Raw genomic sequence first — 22,436 nt, forward strand, 5'->3', positions numbered from 1 at the left:
TACGCTTTATTTGATCACACCGCAAGCCATACGTGGACCGCCACCACCTAATGGTGCTGGGTGATCATCATGGTTATCACCGCCCTCATGAATCATTAATGAACGCCCTTTCACGTCGTCCAAATGTTTCAAACGTGGCGCTAACACTGGGTTATTTGCAGTACCATCTTGGTTCACGACTAACGCAGGTAAATCACCTAAATGGGCATCATCCGACCACGGGTAACCATGTTTACCTGCATTTTTAGGATCCCAATGTCCACCAGCTGCCAACCCCGCTACTAACTTGCCGTCTTTTTCTTTGGCATCGCAGCTTGGGTTTTGATGAATATGGAAACCATGCAAACCCGCCGTTAAATTTTTCAATTCTGGCGTAAAGACCAAACCATAAGCAGATTCAGTAATCACGACTTTACCGATTTCTTGATTACCTTTAACCGGATCCAGCAACTCTACTTTCACTTCTAGCATTTCGCCGGTATGTTTATGTTCCACCGCATGATTATGCGCAAATGCAGAAGCCACCATACCACAAGAAAACATCAGGGCTAATACTGTTTTTTTCATATTAATCTCCTTGTTGAGTGTAAAATAATGCTAAATCGCCGGGTTATTTTACTGCAATGATGGTGGCTTTTTAGCGCTTTTGTAAAAGCGTTTTTAAGAAGCGTGCGGTATGTGAACCTTTCACTTCAGCGACCTGTTCTGGTGTGCCTGTGGCAATAATTTGTCCACCGCCATTCCCCCCTTCAGGACCTAAATCAATAATCCAATCGGCTGTTTTGATCACATCTAAATTGTGCTCAATCACCACTATCGTATTGCCTTGATCACGTAAACGATGCAAGACTGTTAATAGCTGTTTAATATCAGCAAAATGTAAACCTGTCGTCGGTTCATCTAATACATACAAAGTTTTCCCTGTATCACGTTTTGAAAGCTCCGTTGCTAATTTCACTCGTTGCGCTTCCCCACCCGATAACGTGGTCGAAGATTGTCCTAAACGAATATAGGATAAACCAACATCCATTAAAGTTTGTAATTTACGGGCGATCTGCGGAATCGCATCAAAAAACTCGCGCGCTTCTTCTACCGTCATTTCTAACACTTGATGAATCGTTTTACCTTTGTAACGGATCTCTAAGGTTTCTCGATTATAACGTTTTCCCTTACATTGCTCACAAGGCACATACACATCGGGCAAAAAGTGCATCTCTACTTTAATCACACCATCGCCTTGACAGGCCTCACAGCGTCCACCGCGTACATTAAAACTAAAACGTCCGGGATTATAACCCCGGGCTCTCGACTCAGGCACGCCCGCAAATAATTCTCGAATCGGCGTAAATAAGCCAGTATAAGTGGCAGGATTCGAACGCGGTGTACGACCAATTGGACTTTGGTCAATATCAATTACTTTATCAAAAAATTCTAAACCCGAAATGGATTGATAAGGCGCAAATTGCGTATTTTCCGCACGATTCAAGGCATTTTGTGCTAATGGGAACAACGTATCATTAATCAAGGTCGATTTCCCTGACCCCGAAACACCTGTCACACAGGTAAACAATCCTACTGGAATGGCTAAATTCACTGATTTCAGATTATTCCCCGTTGCCCCTTCTAATTTCAGCATTTTTTTCTTATCAAGTGCGGTCCGTTTTGCGGGAATTTCGATTTTCTCGACCCCAGATAAAAATTTCCCCGTAATTGAGTGTGGATTAGCCATAATCGCCTTTGCCGAACCTTCTGCCACAATTTGCCCACCATGAACTCCTGCCCCGGGACCAATATCAATAATATGATCTGCCGCCATAATGGCATCTTCATCATGTTCTACCACAATCACGGTGTTCCCTAAGTTACGTAAGTGAAGCAATGTATTCAGTAATCGCTCATTATCACGTTGATGCAAACCAATAGACGGCTCATCTAGCACATACATCACCCCCACTAAACCCGCACCAATTTGACTGGCTAAACGAATTCGCTGTGCTTCCCCACCAGACAAGGTTTCTGCTGAACGAGAAAGTGAAAGATAATCCAACCCTACATTGACTAAAAATTGTAAGCGCTCTTTAATTTCTTTTAAGATTTTCTCAGCAATTTGAGCTCTTTGCCCGCTTAAATGCAATTCACTAAAGAAATGCAACGTTTCGCCAATACTCTTTTCTGCCACATCAGGTAAAGTGGTGGTGCCAATATACACATGACGTGCCTCTTGACGTAAACGTGAACCCCCACAATCATGGCAAGGACAGGTACTGATATTTTTCGCTAATTCTTCACGCACAGACAGCGATTCCGTTTCTTTATAACGGCGCGCCATATTATTTAGAATGCCTTCAAATGCATGATGACGCACGACTACATCGCCGCGATCATTCATGTATTGAAACTCAATTTCTTCCTTACCTGAACCATTTAAAATAATCTGCTGGATTTTTTTCGGCAGTGCCTCAAAAGGTGATTCAATATCAAATTCATAATGCTTCGCTAAGGAGGTGAGCATTTGGTAGTAATAGAAGTTACGACGATCCCAGCCTTTTACTGCGCCACTGGCTAACGAAATACTCGGGTTTTGCACCACGCGTTTTTCATCAAAATATTGTTGCACACCTAAGCCATCGCAAGTCGGACACGCCCCGGCGGGATTATTAAAAGAAAATAAACGAGGTTCTAATTCTGGCACGGAATACCCACAATGTGGACAAGCAAAATTAGCCGAAAAGACCAATTCTTCCGTTTCAGGCTCATCCATGGAAGCAACTACAGCGGTGCCACCAGATAATTCCAATGCTGTTTCAAAGGATTCTGCTAATCTTGTGGCTAAATCAGACCGCACCTTAAAACGGTCCACAACCACTTCAATAGTATGTTTTTTATGTAATTCTAATTTAGGTGCATCAGATAAATCACAAATTTCACCGTCAATTCTGGCTCGAATATAACCTTGGGCGGCAATTTGCTCTAATAATTTAACATGTTCACCCTTACGTTCTTTCACCACTGGAGCCAGCAACATCATTTTGCTTTCTTCAGGCAAACTCAATACCTTATCCACCATCTGGCTAATGGTTTGTGCCGCTAAAGGCACATCATGATTCGGACAACGCGGTTCCCCTACTCGAGCAAAAAGAAGACGTAAGTAATCATGAATTTCGGTGACCGTACCCACCGTTGAACGCGGATTATGTGAGGTAGATTTTTGTTCAATAGAAATCGCCGGCGATAATCCTTCAATATGATCCACATCCGGCTTTTCCATTAGGGATAAGAATTGACGTGCATATGCCGACAAGGATTCTACATAACGGCGTTGTCCCTCAGCATACAGGGTATCAAAGGCTAAAGAAGATTTACCTGATCCCGATAATCCCGTAATCACAATTAATTTATCACGAGGAATAGTTAAATTAATATTTTTTAAATTATGGGTTCTCGCCCCACGTACCTCAATCTTATCCATAAATACAAAAAGCCATCAAAAATTGTCCAAATTGCGTTCATTATCGCACATTCTGAAATAACTGTGCAAATATCCAGTTAATCTTATTTTTTAACATAGATCTTTTTCTCATTTTAGGGCAAAATAGTCAAAATGATCAGCACAATTTGAAAGAAAACGTAAGAGGACTATATGGCTGGAGTAAATAAAGTAATTATTGTAGGAAACTTAGGTAACGATCCTGAAATCCGCACAATGCCAAATGGTGAAGCCGTAGCCAATATCAGCGTCGCGACCAGTGAAAGCTGGATCGACAAAAATACTAACGAACGTCGTGAAGTCACCGAATGGCATCGCATCGTATTCTACCGTCGCCAAGCTGAAGTGGCTGGGGAATATCTGCGTAAAGGTTCAAAAGTGTATGTAGAAGGGCGCCTAAAAACCCGTAAATGGCAAGACCAAAATGGGCAAGACCGCTACACTACCGAGATCCAAGGCGACGTGTTGCAAATGCTCGACAGCCGTAACGAACGTCAACAAACCGGCGGCTATGCCCCACAAACCGCTTCGCCACAATATAATGCCCCAACAGGTGGCTACGGCGCACAACCTTCTCGTCCAGCGACAAAACCCGCTCCACAAAACGAACCTCCAATGGACATGGGCTTTGAGGAAGATAATATTCCGTTTTAACCATAAAAAAACAACCCCTAGCAATGTTAGGGGTTGTTTTAATTATAGCTAGACAAAGTCTAGCTATAAAAACCATACGCTTTGCGTATGGAACAGAAAAGCTTAAGCGGTGAGCAGAACAAAACATCCTCCTATAATGAACAAGGCTGACAACCAAAATTCAACATATAGGAGGATAAGTCATGGCAAGTAAATCCAATGACGATTCAAGTCTATCACACACAAGATGGAACTGTAAGTACCACATAGTCTTTATCCCTAAGTATAGGAGAAAAGCAATTTATGGAAAATTGCGAGTTGATATAGGAGGGATACTAAGACAATTATGTCACTACAAGAATGTAGAGATAATAGAGGCATATGCAATGAAAGAGCATATCCATATGCTGTTAAGGATACCTCCGAAACTGGCCGTTTCAAGTTTTATGGGGTATTTAAAAGGTAAGTCATCGCTAATGATATTTGAAAGACATGCAAATTTGAAATATAAGTATGGGAATCGAAATTTTTGGGCGAAAGGCTATTATGTAAGTACAGTAGGTTTAAATACAAAAATTGTAGAGGAATATATCCGAAATCAGGAAAAGGAAGATATGATTCAGGATAATTTATCGAAGAAAGAATATATGGACCCCTTTAAGGGGTAGGCAACAGAGTTATTGAACGGTTGTCAGAATTCACATGCCCCTTGAGGGGCATGTGAAGTACTAGGCCCTTATAGGGTGGCCTAAAAACCGCCCGTTTTACGGGCGGATTGTTATTCATCCTCCAGATGGCTCAAACACACATGCAATCTCTTCCTTTCATGACAAAATCGTGCGTATGACATGATTAAAAATATCCATATCCAATTTATCTGAATCTAGGTTCCCATCTGTAATAAAAAGCGGTGAACTGGCAGCAAAAACAACTAGAAGCGTATCCTCACTGAGTTTTGCTTTCTTCTTGTTGTGTAATATCAAACAGGTCTTCCAACCCTAAATAATTGTAAATATCGCCATCATAAAGAGATAACGACTTATGTTTCAAGGTGATTTTCTGTGCTATTTCAGGCAGTTGATAGCACTTATGTTTATACCAAGTAAATTTTTGGCTGTCGATTACTAAGGGTTAATCCCCTTACTCAAAAAGGCACGCGCAATCTTTAAGAACAAAAGAACAATCCACTTATAAAAGTGCGGTGAATTTTTACTTAAAGTCAACCGCACTTTGCTACACCAATTCTAAGAGGCTATTTTCATTTCATACGCTGACAAGGTATTAAACATTAACATTGCCACCGTCATGGGACCTACACCACCAGGAACGGGTGTAATGTATCCTGCTTTTTCAAGTGCCACATCGTATTCCACATCGCCGACTAATTTCCCTTCCTGACGGTTAATCCCGACATCAATCACAATTGCCCCCGCTTTGATCCAATCGCCCGGAATAAACTTCGGTTTGCCCACCGCAACCACAAGAATATCCGCTTGACGAACGTGATGTGCGAGATCTTTGGTAAAACGATGCGTTACGGTGACAGTACAGCCTGCCAATAACAACTCAAGTGCCATCGGGCGTCCCACTATATTTGATGCACCGACAATCACTGCATGCTTACCGTGTAAATCAATCCCCGTGGTTTCGAGCAATTTCATCACGCCATAAGGCGTGCAAGCACGTAAAGTCGGAATACGTTGACATAAACGCCCCACATTATAAGGATGAAAACCATCTACATCTTTTTCAGGCGTAATACGTTCAATCACTTTTGTGCTATCAATATGTTTAGGAAGTGGTAATTGTACTAAAATCCCATCTACCGTCGTATCTGCATTTAATTCATCAATTAATGCCAATAATTCACTTTCTTGCGTGGTTTCAGGTAAATCATAGGATTTTGACTGGATCCCAATTTCTGCACAACTTTTACGCTTACTTCCTACATAGACTTGAGAAGCCGGATCCGCCCCCACGAGAATCACCGCTAAACCCGGTGAGCGTTTGCCCTGCTGAGTATAGGTTTCGATTTTTTGTGCTACTTGGGATTTAATTGTTTTCGAGAGTTCTGTGCCAGAAATCACTTGTGCAGTCATGACTTTATCCTTTATTTACGTGAAAGAAAACGTTTGCTATTCTCGCAAAAAACGCCTGTAAATGTAAGTCAAATTGAGATAAATTTAAGCGTTTGATTGAAAAATAGAAAAAAGTCATTGACTGGAATTAAAAGAAAACTATAATGCTACACATTCGTCGGCGAGTAGCGCAGCTTGGTAGCGCAACTGGTTTGGGACCAGTGGGTCGTAGGTTCAAATCCTATCTCGCCGACCACTTCTTTTCTTCCCCGTATCCATTTGAAATGCGCCCTTAGCTCAGCTGGATAGAGCAACGGCCTTCTAAGCCGTAGGTCATTGGTTCGAATCCAATAGGGCGTGCCATTAATTTTCTTATTCTCAACAAGTTCAATTCAAGTAATAAGCTTAGACCCTCATATTTATCCAATATCACTAATATCACTAATATCACTAATATCACTAATATCACTAATATCACTAATATCACTAATATCACTAATATCACTAATATCACTAATATCACTAATATCACTAATATCACTAATATCACTAATATCACTAATATCACTAATATCACACACAATCATAATTTCATTATTTCATTATTTCATTATTTCATTATTTCATTATTTCATTATTTCATTATTTCATTATTTCATTATTTCATTATTTCATCAAGTTAAATATCTACGCCATACTATTGTATAAAAGAAAGGTATTTTTAACACTCATCGGCATAATATTGCATTTTTCCCTACCTTACAGGAACCTATACAACAATTTTACTCATCTGCATTATTATCAATAAGACACTCATCAGACCACACAAGAAAATGTAATTCATTGAAAAGTAAAGTAAAGTAAAGTAAATCAATTGTAATGAAAGATATGCAAATATATATTTCTGTATGGTTAAATTTACAATTTTGTATATAATATATGCGCAATTTGCTTAAACTGCAAACAGCATATAGAAATATACAATAACTTTTCATTTTTATTCATCTTCTTAATTTAAGGATATTATATGTTAAAAAAACACAACATTTTTATGTTAGGTATTTTTGCACTCATTAGCTCAGCTAATTATGCTGCTGTCGATAGTGATGGAAATATCAAAGAAGGCAGAAATGCTGGAACTAATACAGTAGGCAAAAATAATGTTGCTATTTCTACAAATGCTGGACGTAATGTAACAGGAGATACCAATGTTGCTATTTCTGCTGATGCAGGTCAACAGGTCAAAGGTAATAATAATATTTCTATTTCATACAAAGCTGGAAATAATGTGGATGGAAGTAATAATATAGCTATGGGACGTGCATCTGGTTCTGAAGTTAATGGATCCTTTAATTCATCACTTGGCTATATGGCGGGGCGTGATATTGGTAAAAGCGGTAAATCCCATGCTAATCAAAGTTCAGGTATCTTTAGTGGAAACAACGTTCAAGGAAATGCAAATATTGCTAATGGAGCTTATGCAGGTCGAAATGTGACTGGAAACGGTAATATTGCTAATGGTGCAGGAGCAGGTATTGGTGTGAAGGGTGATAGCAATATTGCAATTGGTAATGCCGCTGGGACAAAAACAAAAACTAGCCATATGATAAATAAACGAGTTACCGCCAGCCTCGACCCTAATAAAGAAATCACTGTTGTTGAACATCAGGTTAGCAATACTGTAAGCTTAGGTACTTCTGCAGTTTCTATGGAAACTGATGCAGTTGCATTAGGTAGTTCTTCAGTCTCAGATATAGCTAAGGGTGAAGTAGGCTTTTTAGCAGAAAATGAGCAAAATGCAACATGGAAATCAACACGTGCTGGGGTATCCGTAGGTAAAGATAGCCATAATGAGGATGAAAAAATAACTCGTCAAATCCATAATCTTTCAGCAGGTTCAAAAGATACTGATGCAGTCAACGTAGCACAACTTAAGAAAGTCAATACCACTGTCGACCAAAATACAAAAAATGTGGCTAACCTCAGAGTGGATTTCCATCATTTAGAAAATAAACTTAATACTATTAACTCTGACTTGAAAGCAGGTATTGCCGGTTCAACCGCTATCGCAAACTTACCACAAGCGTTCCGTAATGGTCAATCCATGGTATCTGTTGCCGTAGGCTCTTATAGAGGTCAATCTGCAGCGGCATTTGGTATTAGTCGTATGGCGGAAAATTCACCTATCGTCTTCAAAGCATCCGGTAGTGCTAATACACAAGGTCATTTCAACGTCGGAGCCGGTATTGGTTGGGGATGGTAATTTTATTATCATTTGTCAATGCAATGAATACGGTAAGCTAAAGCTTACCGTATTTTATGTATTTTCTATTCTCTTATATCCTCTTTTTTTATCCTTATTTTTTCTTTTATCTACTTTCTCCTGTAAGAGATAACTATCCTTTCCGTCTAATACATGACAAATTTATAAGATAAAATATAAAGGAAATAACATGCTATTATATTGTAAAAAACTTCAACAGTCTGATCTTGATATGATCGTACTTCGACTTGTCGTTATTCTGCTCTTTTTTATTTTTGCTAATACTAAATGGTTTGAATTTGAAGTAGAAGCTCTGAAACCAATTATTTCCGCTAGCTGGTTAAGCTTTCTTTACGACTTATTTGGTGTATATAAAACAAGTTATTTATTAGGGATTATCGAAACTCTGGCTTATCTCGGCTTAATTATCGGATTTAGACAGCCTAAAGCAGGGTTATTGGGTAGTGGCTTAGTCCTTATCACAGCACTGGTCACAGTAAGTCTATTACCGCAATTAGGGTTTAATGGGTTTATTTTTAAAGATATTTTATTAATTGGCATCGCACTCGTTTTATTTAAATATGATTTAAATCGTGCTTACCCTCTTTGAGAACATGTACAATCTGGTAAGAAAAAATGGAAAGTTAAACCCTTTCCATTTTTTATTTTTCAAGTTTTATCAAGGCATTATTTCACAATTTCGCCTTTGGCTTGCAAGTCTGCATGATAAGAAGAACGCACAAACGGACCGCAAGCAGCGTGTTCAAAGCCCATAGCTTGTGCTTTATCACGGAACTCATCAAACTCTGCGGGTGGTACATAACGCGCAACAGGTAAATGATGGCGACTTGGTTGTAAATATTGCCCTAAGGTTAACATAGTCACACCATGATCGCGTAGATCTTGCATCACTTGCAGAATCTCTTCATTAGTTTCACCTAACCCCACCATTAAACCTGATTTGGTCGGAATATGTGGAAACATCGCTTTAAAATCTTTAAGCAATTTCAAAGACCATTGATAATCTGCTCCTGGACGAATTTCACGGTATAAACGTGGTACATTTTCTAAATTATGGTTAAACACATCTGGTGGATTGTCTTTCAATTTATCCAACGCTTGCTCAATTCGCCCACGAAAATCAGGAACCAAAATCTCAATTTTGATATTTGGATTGAGCTGACGAATTTCTTTTACACATTCCGCAAAGTGACCCGCACCACGATCAGGCAAGTCATCACGATCCACCGAAGTAATCACCACATAACGCAATTTCATGTCTTGGATTGTCTCCGCTAACTTACGTGGTTCTTCAGGATCCGGCGGTAAAGGCTTACCATGCGCCACATCACAGAAAGGACAACGGCGAGTACAAATTGCCCCTAAAATCATGAAGGTTGCTGTTCCGTGATTAAAACATTCATGTAAATTCGGGCACGATGCTTCTTCACACACTGAGTGTAAACCATGACGACGCATGCCGTTTTTAATGCTATCAATTTTGGCAGAATTCGCAGGGAGTTTGATTTTCATCCATTCCGGTTTTTTTAATAATTCCTGATTTGGATCGATATTTTTTACCGGGATAATGGACGTTTTAGCAGCATCACGGTATTTGACACCACGTTCCATTTTAAAAGGTGTACCCATCTTGGTTCCTTAACTTCTAATGACGTTTGAAAGTGCGGTCGGTTTTCAACAACTTTCAGAAATGTTAAAAATTTGTTGCATTATATCCTAATAATTGTGCAAAGTGTGCAACTAATTTCGGTGCGACTTTTTCACAGCTTGCTTGTTGAGGATCAATGAAATCCGCTAACTGGCACATTTCTAAACCGGCATAACCACAAGGATTAATAAAATGGAATGGCGATAAATCCATATTAATATTCAACGCCAGACCATGAAAAGAGCAACCCTTACGAATTCGTAAGCCTAAAGAACAAATCTTCTTCTCATCAATATACACACCGGGCGCATCCGCTTTGGGATAAGCGTGAATGCCATAATCTGCTAAGGTATTCACCACCGCTTGTTCAAGCGCGCTCACTAATTGGCGTACATTAAATTCATTACCTAAGGCTTTTTGGCGTTTAATATCAATCAACACATACATCACTTGTTGTCCTAAGCCATGATAGGTGATTTGTCCACCCCGATCAGATTGCACCACTGGAATAGTCGTTTGTTGCAATAAATGTTCTGCTTTACCTGCTTGCCCTTGAGTAAAAACCGCAGGGTGTTGAACGAGCCAGATTTCATCTTGTGTATCCACATCGCGTGAATCAGTAAAGGTTTGCATTTGTTGCCAAACCGTTTGGTAATCTTGTATGCCAAGTTGGCGAACAAGTAGTGGGGATAGATTAGGCATTTTTCGTTATAGCACCATTCTTACGCCATCAATTTTGGCAAGCTCAACATAAAGCACTTCGACTTGTTCAATGTGCTCTGCAATGATATCAATAGACACCGAATTGTAGGTACCTTTGCTACTTAATTGCTGACGCGGATTGTAATCCCCTTTTGCATATTTTTGTACCACAACCACAACATCATCTATCAGATCCGCACGATTCGCTCCAACAACTTTAAAGGTAAAAGCGCACGGGAATTCCAGTAGATCTTTTAATTTCGCTTGTGGCATCTCATTGAGTTTTATGATTTTTTCTGTCATTGTTCCATCCTACTCTTTATCAAAGATGAACCGCACTTTTCGCTAAAAAGTGCGGTCATCAAATTGCGGTTTCTTGCTTTTCAATATGGGGTGAGTTTTTGATTAATCAAACAAACTTTTTACAGTTAGGACTAACCAATCCCAAGCCTTACCAAAAATACCGCCTTCTTGGACTTCTTGCATCACTTGTAAATCAATTTTCGCGATGTCTTTACCCTCTAATTGATAAACGACTTGACCCACCACTTCACCTTTCGCTAACGGTGCTTGCAAGTATTTTTTATTGAGTTCATAACGGGCTTTTAACTCAGTTTGTTTGCCTTTCGGGATCGTAATAAATCCATCTTGTAATACCCCTAAAGACACTTTCCCCATGTCACCATAATAAACAGATTGCTCAGAAATCGCTTTACCGGCTTCAAGGGTTTTAAAAGTATCAAAATTCGCGAATCCCCACTGCAATAATTTTTTACTTTCGACTTCACGTCCTTTAATCGTTGGTACACCCATCACCACCGAAATCAAACGCATATTGTTTGCATTGGTCGCTGAAGCAACTAAGTTATAACCTGCTTTATCCGTATGCCCCGTTTTAATGCCATCCACTTGAATGCTTTTATCCCATAACAAGCCATTACGGTTATTCTGTTTAATCTTATTAAAAGTAAAATCCTTTTCCGCGTAAATTTTATATTCTTCCGGTAAATCACGGATTAAATGCGCACCAATAATCGCCATATCGCGGGCAGAGGAATATTGATTATCCTCATCTAAACCATGTACCGTGGTAAAATGCGTATTTTTTAAGCCAAATTGTTGCGCATATTTATTCATAGCGTCAACAAAGGCAGGTACAGAACCAGCAACATGCTCTGCAATGGCCACAGAGGCATCATTACCTGACACAATAATCACACCGCGGTTTAAATCAGACACAGACACTTGCTGATTTAAATTTAAGAACATTTTTGACGAGCCAGGAAAATTCTTTCCCCATGCACTTTCGCCAATCGTCACTCTATCCGCATTATTGATTTTACCTTGTTTTAAAGCATCGCCAACGACATAACTGGTCATCATTTTTGTTAATGAGGCAGGATATTGGCGTTGGTCAGGATTCAATGCAGCAATAACCGCACCCGAATTATAATCCATTAAAATAAAGGTTTGCGCATTCAATTGTGGCACCGCAATCCCATAATCAATATCTTGCGCCAACAAACTTGGGGCAATACATAAGCCCGTTATCAATGCGATTTTACTTTTCGTTACAACTGTTTTAAACATACTCTCCGTATCCATCTTAAATAAGGTTAATCGTCAAAGGTGTACACAATTAATGGTTTCGAGTAATTCAATTTTCTTAATTGTGCTTTGACGTCATTGACTTGAGATTTATCGCTAAACGGTCCAAAGTAAATATCAAATTTATCCTGATTTACTGTGATGTCCGCACGAATATCCTCACGTCCCAATTTACTAATTAATTTTTCAGCTTGTTTTTTTGAATCTAAATTAAGTATACGGATTTTATAAACCGTTGTATATTTTTCAGGCTTAGTGGTCGCTGCTTTTACTGTTTTTTCTTCAGTATGTTGTGTTAATTCGACCGTATCCTCTCCTTGCAGTAACATATTGACTGCCTCTTGGTTCTTGGCTAATTTTGCCAACGTCGCACTGGCTGCGCCTGAAATTCGCCCTTGTCTATCTAACTGTATCAGTTCCACACGCACATGACCAACACCACTACCAATTAAGCCGATTTCTCGTGCAGCAGCACGTGATAAATCAATAATTCGACCTTTTACAAAAGGTCCTCGGTCATTAATACGCACGATCACTTTACGTTGATTACGTAAATTCGTAACCAACACATAGCTGTTCAAGGGGAGCGTTTTATGCGCAGCCGTATATAAATTTTCGTTGTAAATTTGACCACTCGCCGTTTTTCGTCCATTAAATTTTTTATGGTAAAAGCTGGCAATACCATCTCTCGCATAGCCACTGGCCTCTTTGGACGTTTGTGTGCGATAACTCACCCCTTTCACCACATAATGATGTGATTTGGTTACGGGTGCTTGATAGATCAACTTCGGGCCTTGTAAACCATAAAGCTTCTTTGCATCTATTGCTTGAGCACTCATCACATAGAATATGCAACAAAGTGCGGTCAATATTTGAAAAATTTTTTGTTTCATCATCGTTCAGTTCAATTATTAAGAATCACTATCTAAGATAATAAATCGTTTAATTAGTTCCCTTTAAAAAATGTTCTTTATGGGTATGAATGGACATAATCAGCCCAAATCCTGCCATTAAGGTAACAAAAGATGTGCCACCATAACTGACTAAAGGTAAAGGCACACCAACTACAGGCAAGATCCCGCTAACCATGCCAATATTCACAAACACATAAATGAAGAAAATCAGCGTAATCGCGCCCACTAAAATTCGTCCAAAGGCGGTTTGAGCGTTGACTCCGATCATCAATCCGCGCCCCACAATAAATAAATAAATGGCCATTAAAATCAGAAAGCCGATCATGCCATATTCTTCACTTAATACCGCAAAAATAAAATCCGTATGCGGTTCAGGTAAAAACTCTAACTGCGACTGTGTTCCTTCCATCCAGCCTTTACCACTTAATCCGCCCGAGCCAATCGCAATTTTTGACTGTAAAATATGAAATCCTGCCCCTAATGGATCTTTTTCTGGATCGAAGAGTGTTAATACACGCGTTCGTTGGTAATCATGCATTAAATAGAACCACATAATCGGAATAAAGCAAGCCACCCCAACAACCGCAATCAGAATCAACCACCAGCTCATTCCTGCTAGAAAGACGACAAATAGCCCCGATGCGCTCACCAAAATCGATGTGCCTAAATCCGGCTGAATTGCCACTAACAATGTCGGAACGAGGATTAAAATCAGTGCAATAAAGGTCTGACCTAACGTTGGTGGCAATGGTCGTTTCCCAAGGTAAACCGCCACCATCAAAGGCACTGCCAGTTTTACAATTTCTGAGGGTTGGAAACGAAATAACCCCAGATCTAACCAGCGTTGTGCCCCTTTACTCGTCGTCCCAATCACATCCACTAAAATTAATAAAATAATACCGACACCAAAAAGCAGAGGAGCAATGCGCTGATAAAACTTCGGCGGGAATTGTGCCATCACCAACATGACCGCAAAGCCTAAGGCAACTTGGATCAAGCGGTTACGAAACATCGCTTCATTCCCCCCTGACGCACTATATAAGACCAGTAAGCCATAACCGGAAATTACAATCAATCCGATCAACAGCCATAAATCAATGTGCAATTTGCGCCATAAAGACAGCCAAATATTCTTTTTATGCATTATTCTGAGTCCTCAGTTGCTAACGAGTCAGCAGGAGATAAACGCGATATTTGAGGCAATCGTTGCGTTAAATAATAATCCATAATTTGACGCACCACAGGCGCTGCCACACTGGATCCCCCTCCCGCATTTTCTAAAATAATCGCCACCACCATTTTAGGATCATCATAAGGCGCATAAGCAGTAAACCAAGCATGATCATGCAATTCTTTTTTCAATCCACTCGCATCATAAGTTTGGTTTTCTTTCAAACTAAAGACTTGCGCGGTCCCTGATTTGCCCGCAACACGATAACTGGTTCCAATGAAGGCTTTACGTCCCGTGCCATTCGCAGCATTGACCACGTTATACATACCTCGCTTAGCCGCGTCCCAGTAGGCCGCTTTAGGCTCAGTAATATCTTCATATAACAGTGGATCTTGGTAAGGTTCAACTGTACTGCCCTCCACACTTTTCATTAAATGTGGTGTATGAACTTTCCCTTCATTGATTAAAATACTGGTGGCTTTTGCCACTTGTAAGGGGGTGGCAATCCAATAACCCTGCCCAATCCCAACGGAAATCGTATCGCCTTGTACCCATGGGCGTTTATGGCGCTTTTGTTTCCACTCACGACTTGGCATAATCCCTGCCGTTTCTTCCTGAATATCAATACCTGTCGGCACACCGAAACCAAAGCGTTTCATCCAATCGGATAAACGATCAATGCCCATGTTATAAGCGGTTTGGTAAAAATATGTATCAGACGATTCCACAATCGCTTTATTCAAGTCCGTATGCCCATGCCCCGTTTTTTTCCAATCCCGGAAACGCTTGGTAGTATTTGGTAGAACCCAATAGCCAGGATCAAAAATGGTCATGTTTTGTGTAATCACATTTTCATGTAATGCTGCAACACCAATAAACGGTTTGACAGTCGAAGCTGGCGGATAAGCACCTTGTGTTACGCGACTATATAAAGGACGGTTTGGATCATTTAATAACCGTTTATAATCTGCACTGGATATACCATCAACAAATAAATTGTTGTCATAACTTGGTGTGGAAACCATCGCGAGAATGCTATTATCTTTTGGATCTAACACTACAACCGCCCCTTTTTGCCCACTAAGCAAATCAGTAATATAACGTTGCAATTCTAAATCAATAGTCAAATGAATGCTTTTTCCTGCAATCGCTGGCTGTTCGCGTAATTTACGGATCACTTTACCGCGGTTATTGACTTCCACTTCTTCAAAGCCTGTACTCCCGTGTAATTGTGTTTCGTAATAACGTTCAATGCCCAATTTACCAATATCATGTGTGCCTGCGTAATTTGCAAACTTCCCTTCTTTTTTTAGGCGTTCAACATCTTTATCATTAATTTTCGCGACATAACCCAGAATATGCGTTAAGGGTTCTCCGTATAAATAATGGCGTTTAAAATACGGCTTCACTTCTAGACTGGTAAAACGGTATTGATTGACCGAAAAACGGGCTATCTGCTCCTCAGTTAAGTGTGGTTTCAGTAAAATAGAGGTGTAACGCGAAGCGCGACGGCGCTCCTTTTTGAAATTTTCAATATCCTCTTCCGTCAGTCCCACAATCGCTTTCAATTCTTCAAAAGTGCGCTCTAAATTTTCCACTTTTTCAGGCACAATATAGAGACCAAAAAAGGTTAAATTTTCCGCTAACAATTTGCCATAACGATCATAGATAAGCCCACGAGTAGGCGGAAGAGGTAACAATTTAATGCGGTTACCATTTGAACGAGTCTGATAACTGTCGTAATTGACGATTTGTAAATGGTATAAATTGGTTGCCAAAATTGCCGTCAGCACCCACACAAAAATAAATGAAACTAATGCTCGGCGGGCAAATAAATTGCGCTCCGATTTTTTATCTCTAATCAATTCTTGTTGTGGTTTAGCCAACAATTTTTTTAACTTTTTCATTGAATCACAGCATTATTCACGATGATATGGATGATTCATGGTCACAGACCAAGCACGATACAAACTCTCGGCGACCACAACACGCACGAGCGGATGCGGTAGCGTAAGCGGTGATAATGACCAACTTTGTTCTGCTGCTGCTTTACATTCGGCAGACAGCCCTTCTGGACCACCAATCAGTAAACTGAGATCACGCCCATCGTTTTTCCAGACCTCTAGCTGCGTAGCCAATTGCTCCGTAGTCCAAGGTTTACCGGGAATATCTAACGTGACGATACGGCTTTTTCCACACACGGCTAACATCGCTTTGCCTTCTTGTTCTAAAATACGTTTAATGTCCGCATTTTTACCGCGTTTTCCGGCTGGAATTTCAATAAGCTCAAAAGGCATCTCTTTGGGAAAACGACGTTGATATTCTTCAAATCCCGTCGTCACCCAGTTCGGCATTTTGGTACCCACGGCAATCAGTTGAATCTTCACTGATTAGCCCCATAGTTTCTCAAGCTGATACATCTCTCGACTGTCTGCTTGCATAATATGCACAATCGCTTGCCCTAAATCAACGACGATCCAATCTGCCGTTTCTTGTCCTTCATCGCCAAAGGTTTCAAATCCTGCTTGTTTACATTCCGTAATCAAATTTTGTGCCAGCGAAGACACATGACGACTCGAGTTGCCAGTACAAATTACCATATCATCAGTAATCGGCGATTTGCCACGCACATCTAAGCGTAAAATATCCGTGGCTTTTAAATCATCTAACTTATCAATAATAAAATCGACTAAGGTATTCAAAATAGGTTTTCCTTCATGATAAAAAAGTCGCAAATTCTATCACGACTTCAATGGGCTTAAAAGTTTCGTTTTAGACTGCGCTTTTTCTGAAAAGTGCGGTTTGAATTTGCACTATTTTTGCTGTTGTTATTGCCACGCTTGATCCGATACGGTTTTGGCAAGGTCAATAACGCCGCCACATCATATTGACTGACAGGAATACTATGTGAGATATATTCTTCAATTGCGGGCAAATTCATCGCATATTCTTCACACGCAAAACTAATCGACACTCCACTCTCCCCCGCCCGCCCAGTACGACCGATACGGTGTACATAGTCCTCGCGATCATCTGGCAAGTCATAATTAAACACATGCGACACATCAGAGATATGTAAACCACGTGCAGCCACATCGGTCGCCACGAGAATATCCAAATGCCCTTCGGTAAATTGCTTCAACAGTGAAAGGCGTTTTTTCTGTGCGACATCACCAGTGAGTAGCCCCACACGGTGACCATCTGCCGCCAGATAGCCCCAGATGTCTTCACAACGATGTTTCGTGTTAGCAAAAATAATGCAACGTTCTGGCCATTCTTCTTCTAACAACGTGAGCAACAACGCCATCTTATCTTGGTTTGAAGGATAAAAAAGTTCTTCTTTAATACGATGTCCCGTTTTTTGTAAGGGTTCAATTTCTACATATTCCGGATCATTCATATCCTCAAACGCCAATTCGCGCACTTTATAGGATAAGGTCGCAGAAAATAGCATGGTCAAACGGTGTTGTGGCGCTGGGCATTTACGCAATAAATAACGAATATCTTTAATAAAGCCAAGATCAAACATCCGATCCGCTTCATCTAACACGACCACTTGAATTTTGTCTAAACGCACAATGCCTTGTTTCACATAGTCAATCACACGTCCAGTGGTACCAATTAAAATATCAACACCTTGCTCAATGGCTTTGAGTTGTTTCTCATAGCCATCACCGCCATAGGCAAGTCCTGTTTTTAATCCTGTGGCTTTCGTAAGTAACGCTGCATCATTATTGATTTGAACAGCAAGCTCACGCGTTGGTGCAAGAATCAAGGCGCGCGGCTGACGTCCCCCTTTATCGCCTTGTTGAGTTAATAAATGATGAAAAGTCGCTGTTAAAAACGCCATCGTTTTGCCTGTACCGGTTTGTGCTTGTCCAGCCACATCTTTTCCCGCCAAACTCATCGGCAAAGAAAGTGCTTGAATCGGGGTACAGTAATCAAAGCCTTTTTCTTGTAACGCAGCAAGCACCTGATGGTGCAAGGGTAAATCAGAAAAACGAAGTTGCGATAAATAATTATTTTGCATAAAAGAATAAATCTGTGAGAAAAATTGCGTTAAGAATAGCACGAAGTGATAAAATCCCCAAAAAATGACCGCACTTTTTCACTTTTTTAGTAAAAACACCGTACTAAAACTAGACACCCATAGGTTTTAGTGATAATTTACGCACATTCTAAAAAATCACATATTCACCTTTTTTATTCTTTATAATCAAATCAATAACAACCCTCAAATATTATGCATCTTACAGAACTTAAAAATAGACCCGTTTCTGAATTAGTGGAACTCGGTGAAGGTCAAATGGGCTTAGAAAATCTAGCTCGCCTACGCAAACAAGACATTGTCTTCGCAATCTTAAAACAACACGCTAAAAGCGGTGAGGACATCTTTGGTGGTGGTGTGTTAGAAATTCTACCCGATGGTTTCGGTTTCTTACGCTCCGCTGACAGTTCCTACCTTGCCGGCCCTGATGATATCTATGTTTCACCAAGTCAAATCCGTCGTTTCAACTTACAAACAGGTGATAAAATTGAAGGTAAAATTCGTCCACCTAAAGAAGGTGAACGTTATTTTGCGTTATTAAAAGTCGATCAAGTCAATGACGACCGACCTGAAGTGTCCCGTAGCAAGATTTTATTCGAAAACTTAACCCCTTTACATGCGAACTCTCGTCTCAGAATGGAGCGAGGTAACGGCTCAACGGAAGATCTAACTGCCCGCATTTTGGATTTAGCCTCCCCGATTGGTAAAGGGCAACGTGGTTTGATTGTGGCGCCACCCAAAGCCGGTAAAACAATGTTGTTACAAAACATCGCACAAAGCATTACTTACAATTACCCTGAATGTGAATTGATCGTGTTATTAATTGACGAACGTCCAGAAGAAGTGACTGAAATGCAACGTTCGGTTAAAGGTGAGGTGATTGCTTCGACCTTTGATGAACCCGCAACTCGCCACGTACAAGTCGCTGAAATGGTGATTGAGAAAGCAAAACGTTCTGTTGAGCATAAAAAAGACGTGGTGATCCTCCTTGACTCAATTACACGTTTGGCACGTGCTTATAACACCGTCACTCCGGCATCAGGCAAAATTCTTTCTGGTGGTGTGGATGCTAATGCGTTACACCGTCCAAAACGTTTCTTCGGTGCAGCACGTAATGTCGAAGAAGGTGGTAGCTTAACCATTATCGCCACAGCACTCGTAGATACGGGCTCAAAAATGGACGAAGTTATCTTTGAAGAGTTCAAAGGAACCGGTAATATGGAATTGCATCTTTCGCGCAAAATTGCCGAAAAACGCGTTTTCCCAGCCATTGACTTCAACCGTTCAGGCACCCGTAAAGAAGATTTACTCACAAGCCCAGATGAACTACAAAAAATGTGGATCCTACGTAAAATCTTACATCCAATGGGCGAAGTGGAAGCGATGGAATTCCTCATTGATAAACTCATGGTCGCCAAAACCAATGATGAGTTTTTTGAAATGATGAAACGTTCATAACCTCATCACAAAATAAAAGCCTCAAAATCAATTTTGAGGCTTTTTCTTTATTCGACAATCTGCTTATTTGCTTCTTTTTTTGCTTTGTTACGCCAAAGCCCTTTCAAGACAAATCCGAGCGCCAACAACACAACCACCAGTATTTTCCAAAATTTCGCCACAAAAGCCGTTATCACAGCAAATAAACCAAGTTTTGTGGCTAAAGTAATACCACCAATTAAGCTCGTTAAGCCATGTTCATAGACTGCATCTGTAGCTGGATCAAAATCAGCATAGCGCTTTCCTGTATTAAAACGAATCCGTGATAGTAAATCTTGCGCAATATGTTGTTCCGCTTTAATCCGATCCTCGCCTGTAATAAACCCTAATTCAATATAGCCTTCACGACCTAACACATAAGTATTGTAATTAATGGTATTATCCAACTCAGGATTGGCATAAGGTCCTACTTCTTTTAAATTAACCGCCCAAATCAAACGGTTATTTTTCTCATCATAGGTCGGTTTTTGAATCCAATCTACCATTTCAATTTCTGCGATACCTCTCTCGCGACGAATTTTATTTTGTTCTTCATCTCCTTCACGCAAAGCAGTAAAAAGTGCTTGAGCATCCCACTTACGCGCCTCTTTATCAGATACATAGCCCACATCATCGAACAGAATATCTGCTATCCATTCGGAATCCTCATTATCTTCCATCACAATACCAAGACGTCCCAAGATCTGATTATTGCCGATTAATTCCATATATTGATTAGCTTCTTCCGCTGGTAGAAAAATCATCCCTGCCGGCAAAGCGAAAGTGGCTTGATCCGCTAAAGGAATAGTTGCAGGACCTTCAATGGCTTGTGAAAAGAGTTGCTCATAAAGCCAATCTTCTTCTACGCTGTTCTCTGCATTCACATGCCAGCTCAATCCTAATAGTAAAAGTGCGGTCAATTTGATAAGTATTTTCATGAGTTGTCGATTCCTAAGTGCCTACTGAATATCAAGGTATTGATTATGCTCAAGTAAAAAAATGCGGTCAATAAATTACTTTATGACCGCATGGGAAAACAGAAAGGAATACTTAAATCAGAATTTGTGCCAAGGTATATCCTACACAACAGGCTGTCACCACACCAATTAATCCCGGCACCATGAAACTGTGGTTAAAGTAATATTTACCAATTTTGGTTGTGCCTGTCACATCAAAGTTCACGGTGGCAATATCAGATGGATAGTTCGGGATAAAGAAATAACCATAGGTTGCCGGCATTAATCCAACAAGTAATGGTGCTGGTAATCCCATCGCAATCCCTACTGGTAATAACATCCGTGCGGTTGCTGCTTGGCTGTTAATCACCACAGATACCGCAAACAAGGCAAAGGCAAATGTCCATGGATAGGTTTGTACCATTTCTGTAATACCCGCTTTAAACGACGGCATTGCATATTGGAAATAAGTATCACTCATCCAGGCGATACCGAAAATCGCAATGGCTGCAACCATACCCGATTTAAAGACCACCCCATTTGGTACAGTTTCGACATTGGTTTTGGTCACCAACAAAATAATCCCGCCGAAACCAAGCATCATCATTTGAATAATTAATGACATAGAAATCGGTTTTTTCGCTTCACCAATAGTACGAATCTCAGGGAACATCGCGATAATTACAATAGTAATTAAGGCTAATAAGAATAAATAAACCGCATGTCTTGCCGCTGGTGGTAATGTTTCGTTTAAAGATGTACTCGTGGTATTTAAAATACGATCACGCCAAACTGGATCTTCTAAACGACGTTGATACTCAGGATCAGCCTCGAGTTCTTTACCACGACGTAAGCTATATAAAGACAATGCAATCGTGCCGATTAAAGTCGCCGGTACAGTCACAGAAATGATGCTTAACAAGGTGACATGTTCAAAACCCGGCAGGGCAACGATTTGTGCTAAATAATACACCACTGCCGCAGAAATTGGGCTCGACGTAATCGCAAGTTGTGAAGCCACAGAAGCCGCAGCCATCGGGCGTTCTGGACGAATTTTATTTTTTAATGCCACATCACCAATGATTGGCATAATCGAATAAACGGCATGACCCGTACCGAGCATAAAGGTCATCGTATATGTCACTAAAGGTCCCAAAATGGTGACACGTTTTGGATTACTGCGTAACACTCGCTCTGCGATCTGCAACATGAATTTTAGCCCGCCCGCGGCTTCTAAAATGGAAGCACAAGTCACGACGGCTAAAATAATTAACATCACTTCAATCGGTGGTGAAGTTGGAGGCATGCGGAAAATAAAGACTTCAATTAATAAACCAATACCAGATACCACACCAAGCCCGATCCCGCCAAAACGGCTACCCAAATAAAGGGCGACCAGCAGGAATAAAAACTCTAAATAAAGCATAAATA

Annotated in this window: 21 protein-coding genes and 2 tRNA genes; 7 read left to right on the forward strand and 16 right to left on the reverse strand. The window is 40.4% G+C overall.

The annotated features are described in order from the left end of the window. Positions 1–6 precede the first annotated feature (6 nt). Complete coding sequence (gene sodC, locus CKV69_RS06645; protein ID WP_038641419.1) at positions 7–567, reverse strand: superoxide dismutase family protein; 561 nt, start codon at positions 565–567, stop codon at positions 7–9. 70 nt (positions 568–637) lie between these two features. After that, positions 638–3,469, reverse strand: coding sequence for an excinuclease ABC subunit UvrA (uvrA, locus tag CKV69_RS06650; RefSeq protein ID WP_010907420.1), 2,832 nt, complete (start codon positions 3,467–3,469; stop codon positions 638–640). 171 nt (positions 3,470–3,640) lie between these two features. Between uvrA and CKV69_RS06655 the strand changes: the two genes are divergently transcribed. Beyond that, positions 3,641–4,141, forward strand: a complete 501-nt coding sequence (locus CKV69_RS06655) for a single-stranded DNA-binding protein (protein WP_005719438.1) — start codon at positions 3,641–3,643, stop codon at positions 4,139–4,141. Between the two features lie 182 nt (positions 4,142–4,323). After that, positions 4,324–4,788, forward strand: coding sequence for an IS200/IS605 family transposase (tnpA, locus tag CKV69_RS06660; protein WP_014325726.1), 465 nt, complete (start codon positions 4,324–4,326; stop codon positions 4,786–4,788). Positions 4,789–5,364: 576 nt separating this feature from the next. Here tnpA and folD read toward each other — a convergent pair. After that, complete coding sequence (gene folD, locus CKV69_RS06670; RefSeq protein WP_005725034.1) at positions 5,365–6,219, reverse strand: bifunctional methylenetetrahydrofolate dehydrogenase/methenyltetrahydrofolate cyclohydrolase FolD; 855 nt, start codon at positions 6,217–6,219, stop codon at positions 5,365–5,367. Positions 6,220–6,377: 158 nt separating this feature from the next. Between folD and CKV69_RS06675 the strand changes: the two genes are divergently transcribed. Beyond that, positions 6,378–6,454, forward strand: a tRNA-Pro gene (locus tag CKV69_RS06675). Between the two features lie 30 nt (positions 6,455–6,484). Further along, positions 6,485–6,561: transfer RNA gene (locus tag CKV69_RS06680), tRNA-Arg, on the forward strand. Positions 6,562–6,617: 56 nt separating this feature from the next. Here the strand turns inward: CKV69_RS06680 and CKV69_RS10670 are convergent. Next, on the reverse strand, positions 6,618–6,785 hold the full coding sequence (locus tag CKV69_RS10670) for a hypothetical protein (RefSeq protein WP_157738541.1): 168 nt from the start codon (positions 6,783–6,785) through the stop codon (positions 6,618–6,620). Positions 6,786–7,225: 440 nt separating this feature from the next. Here CKV69_RS10670 and CKV69_RS06685 point away from each other — a divergent pair, with 440 nt between their 5' ends. Both CKV69_RS06685 and CKV69_RS06690 read left to right on the forward strand, forming a co-directional pair. Then, on the forward strand, positions 7,226–8,461 hold the full coding sequence (locus tag CKV69_RS06685) for a YadA family autotransporter adhesin (protein ID WP_014326375.1): 1,236 nt from the start codon (positions 7,226–7,228) through the stop codon (positions 8,459–8,461). 190 nt (positions 8,462–8,651) lie between these two features. After that, a complete protein-coding gene (locus CKV69_RS06690) occupies positions 8,652–9,071 on the forward strand; it encodes a DUF417 family protein (RefSeq protein ID WP_014326376.1) in 420 nt (139 codons plus the stop codon). Positions 9,072–9,148: 77 nt separating this feature from the next. Here CKV69_RS06690 and lipA read toward each other — a convergent pair whose 3' ends face one another. From lipA to rhlB, 10 genes are all read right to left on the reverse strand, one after another. Next, positions 9,149–10,111, reverse strand: a complete 963-nt coding sequence (gene lipA, locus CKV69_RS06695; protein WP_005719422.1) for a lipoyl synthase — start codon at positions 10,109–10,111, stop codon at positions 9,149–9,151. A gap of 64 nt (positions 10,112–10,175) precedes the next feature. Continuing rightward, complete coding sequence (lipB, locus tag CKV69_RS06700; protein ID WP_005725032.1) at positions 10,176–10,832, reverse strand: lipoyl(octanoyl) transferase LipB; 657 nt, start codon at positions 10,830–10,832, stop codon at positions 10,176–10,178. Positions 10,833–10,838: 6 nt separating this feature from the next. Further along, on the reverse strand, positions 10,839–11,135 hold the full coding sequence (gene ybeD / locus CKV69_RS06705; RefSeq protein ID WP_005719420.1) for a DUF493 family protein YbeD: 297 nt from the start codon (positions 11,133–11,135) through the stop codon (positions 10,839–10,841). A gap of 102 nt (positions 11,136–11,237) precedes the next feature. Further along, complete coding sequence (locus CKV69_RS06710; RefSeq protein WP_005752389.1) at positions 11,238–12,422, reverse strand: serine hydrolase; 1,185 nt, start codon at positions 12,420–12,422, stop codon at positions 11,238–11,240. 26 nt (positions 12,423–12,448) lie between these two features. Further along, entirely contained in the window at positions 12,449–13,333 is an 885-nt protein-coding gene (locus CKV69_RS06715; RefSeq protein ID WP_005755551.1) for a septal ring lytic transglycosylase RlpA family protein, read from the reverse strand. A 49-nt stretch (positions 13,334–13,382) separates the two neighbouring features. Further along, positions 13,383–14,498 (reverse strand): rod shape-determining protein RodA, encoded by a 1,116-nt coding sequence (rodA, locus tag CKV69_RS06720; protein ID WP_005725028.1) that lies wholly within the window; start codon positions 14,496–14,498, stop codon positions 13,383–13,385. Continuing rightward, complete coding sequence (mrdA, locus tag CKV69_RS06725; RefSeq protein ID WP_005752384.1) at positions 14,498–16,432, reverse strand: penicillin-binding protein 2; 1,935 nt, start codon at positions 16,430–16,432, stop codon at positions 14,498–14,500. The genes rodA and mrdA overlap by 1 nt, the downstream gene beginning before the upstream one ends. A 12-nt stretch (positions 16,433–16,444) precedes the next feature. Continuing rightward, positions 16,445–16,912: a 23S rRNA (pseudouridine(1915)-N(3))-methyltransferase RlmH gene (rlmH, locus tag CKV69_RS06730; protein ID WP_014326379.1), complete on the reverse strand. Its 468-nt coding sequence runs from the start codon at positions 16,910–16,912 to the stop codon at positions 16,445–16,447. 3 nt (positions 16,913–16,915) lie between these two features. Next, the gene (gene rsfS / locus CKV69_RS06735; protein ID WP_005755549.1) at positions 16,916–17,227 is read right to left on the reverse strand and encodes a ribosome silencing factor; all 312 of its coding nucleotides are present in this window, start codon (positions 17,225–17,227) and stop codon (positions 16,916–16,918) included. 56 nt (positions 17,228–17,283) lie between these two features. Then, positions 17,284–18,555 carry an ATP-dependent RNA helicase RhlB gene (gene rhlB / locus CKV69_RS06740; protein WP_005752382.1) on the reverse strand — a complete coding sequence of 424 codons (1,272 nt, stop codon included), beginning with the start codon at positions 18,553–18,555 and terminating at the stop codon, positions 17,284–17,286. A gap of 213 nt (positions 18,556–18,768) precedes the next feature. On the opposite strand from rhlB, the gene rho reads away from it, so the two are divergent. Further along, complete coding sequence (rho, locus tag CKV69_RS06745; protein WP_005725026.1) at positions 18,769–20,031, forward strand: transcription termination factor Rho; 1,263 nt, start codon at positions 18,769–18,771, stop codon at positions 20,029–20,031. A 47-nt stretch (positions 20,032–20,078) separates the two neighbouring features. Here the strand turns inward: rho and CKV69_RS06750 are convergent, their stop codons facing one another. Both CKV69_RS06750 and CKV69_RS06755 read right to left on the reverse strand, forming a co-directional pair. Further along, positions 20,079–20,987 (reverse strand): DUF2167 domain-containing protein, encoded by a 909-nt coding sequence (locus CKV69_RS06750; RefSeq protein ID WP_014326380.1) that lies wholly within the window; start codon positions 20,985–20,987, stop codon positions 20,079–20,081. 112 nt (positions 20,988–21,099) lie between these two features. After that, positions 21,100–22,431: an anaerobic C4-dicarboxylate transporter gene (locus CKV69_RS06755; RefSeq protein ID WP_014326381.1), complete on the reverse strand. Its 1,332-nt coding sequence runs from the start codon at positions 22,429–22,431 to the stop codon at positions 21,100–21,102. Positions 22,432–22,436: the final 5 nt, after the last annotated feature.

Source organism: Pasteurella multocida, from assembly GCF_900187275.1.
Lineage (GTDB): Bacteria > Pseudomonadota > Gammaproteobacteria > Enterobacterales > Pasteurellaceae > Pasteurella > Pasteurella multocida.